This is a genomic window from Caulobacter sp. BE254 (genome assembly GCF_031457295.1).
Taxonomy (GTDB): Bacteria; Pseudomonadota; Alphaproteobacteria; order Caulobacterales; family Caulobacteraceae; genus Caulobacter.
In genome coordinates this window covers 230,245-236,482 of record NZ_JAVDWJ010000008.1, presented here as the reverse complement: position 1 = coordinate 236,482, position 6,238 = coordinate 230,245, and the positions used below count along the sequence as shown (strand labels likewise).

The following is a 6,238-nucleotide window of genomic DNA, read 5'->3' as shown; positions in this document are numbered from 1 at the left end:
CTCCGCCCTGACATCGACAAAACCTCCCTTCGGAGGCCACCACAGGCCGCTTCCCCCCTCCAACCCCGCTGATCACCGCGTAATGCAGCGGTCCCGGATTGGGGACAGGCGCATGCGCCTGTCCCCGTCCGATCCCCGCGCGTAATGACAAGCGTCGGTGCGTTCCTGAAAGTCGATTACACCGCGCGCGGCGGGTAGCCGTTCTCGCGCAGGGCGTTCATGACGTCCTGGGTGTGCTGGGCGTCGCGGGTCTCGATGGTGATGTCGAACTCCGCGCCCTTGGCGGGCACGTCCAGGGCCAGGCGGTTGTGGTTGACCTCGATGATGTTGGCGCCCATCGACCCGATGACGCTGGCCACGGTCGACAGCAGGCCCGGGCGGTCGTCGCCGACGATGCGCAGGGACACCAGGCGCTGGGCGCGGACCAGCTCGCGGGTCAGGACCGAGGCCAGCAGGCGGGTGTCGATGTTGCCGCCGCACAGGATCAGGCCGCACTTCTTGCCGCGGAACCGTTCTGGATAGGCCAGCAGGGCCGCCAGGGAGGCGGCGCCGGCGCCCTCGGCGATGGTCTTCTCGACATTGCAATAAAGCGCCACGGCCTGCTCGATGTGCGGCTCTTCCAGCAGCAGCACGTCGTCGATCAACGGCCGGGCGACGCCGTAGGTCAGGTCGCCGACCTGCTTGACCGCGATGCCTTCGGCGATGGTCTGGCCACCGCAATGGGCCGCCACGCCGCGCATCTTGGCGGTGAACGACGGATACATGGCCGGCTCGCAGCCGATGATGTGGATGTCGGGCTTGACCGCCTTGGCCGCCGTGGCCACGCCGCTGATCAGGCCGCCGCCGCCGATCGGCACCGGCAGCACCTCAAGGTCCGGCGCGTCCTCCAGCATCTCCAGAGCGATCGTGCCCTGGCCGGCCATGATGTCGTAGTCGTCGAAGGGGTGGACGAAGGTCAGGTCCTGCTCGGCCTGCAGCTTGCGGGCGTGGGCGGAGGCGTCGTCATAGGTCTCGCCCTCGATGACCACCGTCGCCCCGAAGTCGCGGGTATGTTGCACCTTCACGAAGGGCGTGGTCTTGGGCATGACGATGGTCACCGGTACGCCCAGGCGGGCGCCGTGATAGGCCAGGCCCTGGGCGTGGTTGCCGGCGCTGGCGGCGATGACGCCCTGGGCCTTCTCGGAATTGGACAGCAGCATCAGCTTGTTCAGCGCGCCGCGCTCCTTGTAGGCGGCGGTGAATTGTAGGTTCTCAAACTTCACCCACACCTCGGCGCCGGTGATCTTCGAGAGGGTGCGCGAGTAGCGGCAGGGCGTACGCTCGATCTGGCCCGCGAGGCGGGCGGCGGCGGCGCGGATGGCGGCGATGTCGAGGGTCATGTCAATCCGAGCTTGAACGGGGGCAAACCCCTAGGCCTGATTGACCGGTTTCGCAACGTGGCGGAGGTCGCCGGAGGGCCGACAAGCACGCCGCGGCGGGCGCGCCGGCCGGTGCGCCGAGGACTCGGCGCACCGGGGCGTCACCTAGGCTTCGCCGGAGCGCATGCCTTCGATATAGGCGGCGATGACCTCGGCGGGTTCGCCCATCATCACGGCCTTGCCTTGCTCCATCCACAGCACCTTGGTGCAGACGTGGCGCAGCAGGTCCAGCGAGTGGCTGGCCAGGACCAGGATCCGGCTCTTGTTGAGCAGGCTGGTCAGCTGGGCTTCGGCCTTGTCGACAAAGTTGATGTCGCCGGCGCTGAGCCACTCGTCGAGGATGAGGATGTCGCCTTCGATGACCGTGCTCAGGGCGAAGGCCAGGCGCGCGCGCATGCCTTCGGAATAGGTGCGGACCGGCAGGTGGATGAACTGCTTGAGGCCGGTGAACTCGGGCACCCACTGGCGTGCGTGCGCGATCTCGGCGTCTGTCGCGCCCAGGAAGCGCAGCGGCAGCTCGATGTTGGCTTCGCCGGACAGCTCGCCGTTGATCCCCAGACCCTTCTCGATCAGCGGGATGACCCGGCCCTGGATGGCGACGCGGCCCACCTGCGGGTGAGCCAGACCGCCCAGGACGCGCAACAGGGTCGACTTGCCCGAGCCGTTGCGGCCGACTAGGCCCAGCCGGTCGCCGTCATCGAGCCGGAGGTTGAGGTTTCGGATGGCGCGCACCTGGACCACGCCGTTGGCGCCGCCCTTGATACCGCGCATGGCCGAAAGCTTAAGCGACCGGCTCGCCGCATGATAGACGGAGTAGTTGAAGCCGATGTTGGACAGTTCGATATGAGCCATCGGTACGTCCTAAAGCCAGATGAAGATTTTCTTGCGGGTGAACGCCTGCGAAGCCACCGCGGCGAGCGACAGCACCACGACGATCGCCGCGCAAACGGCCCAGTTTTCGGCGGTCGGCAATCGGCCCAGCAGCGGCTCCCGGACCAGCTGCATTAGATGATACAGCGGGTTGAAGGTGATGGCCGGGTGGTTGTGCGACAGCTGCTTCGGCGCCCAGACGATCGGGGTGACGAAGAACGCCAGCTGCAGGACGCTGGCGATCAGCTGCGGGATGTCACGGAAACGGGCGCTGAGCGGACCGAGGATCAGGCCCAGGTTAAAGCCCACGAGCGCATAGACCGCCACGCCGACGAGCGCAAGCAGGGCGGTGGCCTTCAGGCTCTGGAGAATGAGCAGCAGGACGACCACCACGAGGGCGTTGTGCAGGAAGATGATGAAGTTCCGGTAGGCCATCTTCGCGGCGAAGATCGGCGCCGGAATGGGCAGTGACTTGAAGTGCGCCTCGTTCTCAATGACCACGCTCGCGGACTCGATGATGAGGCTTGAGAGGTAGTTCCAGGCCAGCAGGCCGGCCGAGATGAAGATCACATACTCCTTGAAGGGAACCTTGAAGATCTGGCTGTAAAGGATGCCAATACCCAGCACCATCATCAGCATCGTCAGGCTGATCCAGAACGGCCCCAGGGTCGATCGGCGATATCGTAGCGCGATTTCCTGATTGCCCATTAGAAACCAAATACGCCATCGAGAGGCGGCGGTAGCGATGTCGGCGAACGCGGCGTTCATCAAGAATTCCAGTCATCCCGAAAGTAAAACTAAGCGGCAAGTCGCTTTACAGACCGAAGCGTGGCGGCGCAATGGCGGGGCCGACGCACCGGACAGGTTAGCCAGAGATAGAAAAAATGGCGGCGGCTTGACGCGCCGCGTCAAAAGCCAGGGGCGGACACCCTGGCGGGAGAGTATCCGGCGTCACAGCTGACCGACGATTTGGCGCAGCCCATCCTGGAACCGGACCTTTGGGCCCCAGCCCGGAAAACGGGGATAGGGGGGGTGGACCTTCATGATCTCCCGCGGGCGATACGGCAGGGTCGTTTCCAGGACGGGCGTCGGCTTGCCCAGCGCCTCGGCGACCACGCCGGGCACCTCCTTCAGCCGCATGATGTCGTCGCCGCAGACCGTGTAGATGTTGGCCACCGGGTCGGCGAAGGCCACGTCGGAGTGCAGGCAGGTCTCGATCGCCGCCACAGCGTCCTCGACGTGCAGGAAGCAGATTTCCTGCTCGCCTGGGCTCATGACCATTGGCGATCCCGATGAGATGCTGGCGATCAGCGAGGGCAGGAAGCGCTTGTGCGGCTGGCCGGGGCCATACACGTCGTAGAAGCACAGGGTACAGACGGACAGCAGGCTGGCTTGGTGGAAGAAGGCCAGCAGGTCCTCAGCCGCCTTCTTGGTGGCGGCGTAGAAGGTCTGCGGGCTGTATGCGTCGGGGCGGGAGAAGGTCGAGAACGTCGAGATGTTCACGAACCGCTTGGCCCCCGCCGTGCAGCTGGCCTGGGCGAGGTGCACGGGGAAGGTGACGTTGGAGGCCATCAGGCCGTCCTGGTCGGCGGGCTGGTGGCCCTTGCCGACGTCGGCCGCCAGGTGGACTGTCGCGTCGACGCTCCAGCCTTCAAGCGCCGCATCGAGGCTCATGGCCGTGCCGTCGTACCATACATATCGATAGCGCGCGTCCGGCTTGGGCTCCGAGCGGGAGACGACGGCGACTTCGTGGCCTTGGTCGAGAAGCCTCTCGACGAGCCGCCGGCCGACATACCCAGTGCCGCCGCTGATCAGGATGCGCATGACGGCCTCAGTACTTTTCGCGGAGATAGGCGGCCGAGTAGGCGTACATGTCCTCGCCCTTGGCCTGGCGATCGTACCATTCGGCGGTGTCGCGCAGCGCCGCGTCGAGCGACTGGCGGGGCTCCCAGCCCAGGTGCTGGATCGCCTTCTGCGCGTCGATCAACAGCAGGCCGGCTTCCTTGCCGATCCCGGCCTTGGCGTCGACGTGCACCGAGCCCTTGCCCAAGGCGTCGACCAAGGTGTTGCAGATCTCCAGGACCGTGCGGGTCTCGCCCGAGGCGATGTTCCACGAGCCGCGATACTGGGCGGCGCTGTCGGCCAGGCCCGCCGCCAGCTGCATGTAGCCGGTCAGGATGTCGAGCACGTAGGTCCAGGGACGAATGGCCTCCGGCATGCGGATGGTCACGGCGCGATCTTCCAGGAGGTCGCGCATGCAGTCGGGCACAAGGCGGTTGGGCGACCAGTCGCCGCCGCCGAACACGTTGCCCGCCCGGGCCGAGGCGATCGGGGCGTCTTTGCCGGTGAAATAGGAGGCCATGTAGGAGTGAAAGACCAGTTCCGCAGCGCCCTTGGAGGCCGAGTACGGATCGTCGCCGCCCATTTCCTCGTCCTCGAGGTAGGGCTCCATCCGCTCCTTGTTCTTGTAGCATTTGTCGCTGGTGACGATCACCGAAATGATCGACTGGTCGCTGGTGCGCAGGACCTCGCAGGCGTTGGCGACCCCGACCACGTTGCTGGTGATAGTGTCGAGCGGATCGCGATACGACACCGACACGATGGCTTGGGCGGCGAGGTGGAAGATGTAGTCCGGCTTGATGGTGTCGACGAGACCGCGATAGGTCTCGAGTGACCGGACGTCGCCGACGGCTGTGCCGGGATTGATCAGGTTCTCGCGAACCTTCAGCGCATAATAGGCGTGACGCGCGTTGTCCGGCTCGGAGATCGACAGGCCGGCGACCGTCGCGCCCAGCTCACGCAACATTAGGACTAGCCAGGCGCCCTTGAAGCCAGTGTGCCCCGTAACGAGGACGCGCTTGCCTTGAAATGCGGTTTTGATAGACACGAAGGGGAAACTCCTTGGTGTGGATCGACGGGATCCACGTATGCCGGGCCGAACAGCGGCGGCTATGTCCTAGAGCGAGAGGCCCGGGCGTTCCGCCGGATCATCGAGCCGCCGGCGCCAGAGCCGAGTTCAGTCGCGACGGCGGCCTGCGCCGCCATTGCGGAAATCACCATCTCTTCCAGGGCGCCTGCCCGGAGGCCCACAGTTCCTCGAGCTTGGCCCGGTCGCGGACGGTGTCCATTGGCTGCCAGAACCCGTCGTGCAGGTGAGCTTGCAGCTGGCGGTCGCGCGCCAGGCCTTCAAGGGGCTCTTGCTCCCAGATCGAGGTGTCGCCCTCGATATAGTCGCCGATCTTCGGCGACAGCACGAAGAAGCCGCAGTTGATCCAACCGCCGTCGCCAGCGGGTTTTTCCTGGAAACCGGTGACGGCGTCGCCGTCGAAGGTGAGTGAGCCGAACCGGCCGGGTGGCTGGGCGGCGCAGATAGTGGCCAGCTTGTCGCCGGCTTGGTGCTTGGCCAGGGTCGCGCCAATGTCGACGTCGCCGACGCCGTCGCCGTACGTCAGGCAGAAATAGGGATCGTCGGCCACGTATGGCAGGATGCGCTTGATGCGGCCGCCGGTCTGGGTGAGCTCGCCGGTCTCCACCAGCGTGATGCGCCAGGGCTCGGCCTTGGCGGCGTGCACCTCGACGGAGTTCGATCGCAGATCGATCGTCACGTCGGACCGGTGCAGGAAGTAATTGTGGAAGAATTCCTTGATAACGTAACCTTTGTAGCCCAGGCAAACGACGAAATCACGGATGCCGTGAGCGTCGTACATCTTCATAATGTGCCACAGGATCGGCATGCCGCCGATTTCCACCATCGGTTTCGGGCGCGAGCCGGTTTCCTCTGACAGGCGCGTTCCCAAACCGCCGGCCAAAATCACTGCCTTGGTCATAAAGTCCCGTCTCGCTACAACTTGAGTGCGGTCCCGACGCGGCGCGAGTAAACCCACCCACGCGCCGTCCTTCGTGTGCTCTCATAGCCGAGCGTCGAATGCATCGCAACACGCCAAACAAAT

General features: G+C 65.3%; 6 protein-coding genes. All 6 read right to left on the bottom strand.

The window, feature by feature from the left end; translation table 11 throughout:
* Positions 1-176: 176 nt before the first annotated feature.
* Complete coding sequence (locus J2X41_RS16265) at positions 177-1,379, bottom strand: threonine ammonia-lyase (protein WP_310083070.1); 1,203 nt, start codon at positions 1,377-1,379, stop codon at positions 177-179.
* A 144-nt stretch (positions 1,380-1,523) separates the two neighbouring features.
* The gene (locus tag J2X41_RS16260) at positions 1,524-2,270 is read right to left on the bottom strand and encodes an ATP-binding cassette domain-containing protein (RefSeq protein WP_310083069.1); all 747 of its coding nucleotides are present in this window, start codon (positions 2,268-2,270) and stop codon (positions 1,524-1,526) included.
* Between the two features lie 9 nt (positions 2,271-2,279).
* Positions 2,280-3,056 carry an ABC transporter permease gene (locus J2X41_RS16255; RefSeq protein WP_310083067.1) on the bottom strand — a complete coding sequence of 259 codons (777 nt, stop codon included), beginning with the start codon at positions 3,054-3,056 and terminating at the stop codon, positions 2,280-2,282.
* Between the two features lie 183 nt (positions 3,057-3,239).
* Positions 3,240-4,112 (bottom strand): NAD(P)-dependent oxidoreductase, encoded by an 873-nt coding sequence (locus tag J2X41_RS16250; protein WP_310083066.1) that lies wholly within the window; start codon positions 4,110-4,112, stop codon positions 3,240-3,242.
* Positions 4,113-4,119: 7 nt separating this feature from the next.
* Positions 4,120-5,175: a CDP-glucose 4,6-dehydratase gene (gene rfbG, locus J2X41_RS16245; protein WP_310083065.1), complete on the bottom strand. Its 1,056-nt coding sequence runs from the start codon at positions 5,173-5,175 to the stop codon at positions 4,120-4,122.
* A gap of 166 nt (positions 5,176-5,341) precedes the next feature.
* On the bottom strand, positions 5,342-6,115 hold the full coding sequence (rfbF, locus tag J2X41_RS16240) for a glucose-1-phosphate cytidylyltransferase (RefSeq protein ID WP_310083064.1): 774 nt from the start codon (positions 6,113-6,115) through the stop codon (positions 5,342-5,344).
* Positions 6,116-6,238 lie beyond the last annotated feature (123 nt).

Coding starts and splice junctions, on each gene's coding strand:
- J2X41_RS16265 (WP_310083070.1), bottom strand. CDS start 1,379: ATGACCCTCGACATCGCCGCCATCCGCGCCGCCGCCGCCCGCCTCGCG.
- J2X41_RS16260 (WP_310083069.1), bottom strand. CDS start 2,270: ATGGCTCATATCGAACTGTCCAACATCGGCTTCAACTACTCCGTCTAT.
- J2X41_RS16255 (WP_310083067.1), bottom strand. CDS start 3,056: ATGAACGCCGCGTTCGCCGACATCGCTACCGCCGCCTCTCGATGGCGT.
- J2X41_RS16250 (WP_310083066.1), bottom strand. CDS start 4,112: ATGCGCATCCTGATCAGCGGCGGCACTGGGTATGTCGGCCGGCGGCTC.
- rfbF (WP_310083064.1), bottom strand. CDS start 6,115: ATGACCAAGGCAGTGATTTTGGCCGGCGGTTTGGGAACGCGCCTGTCA.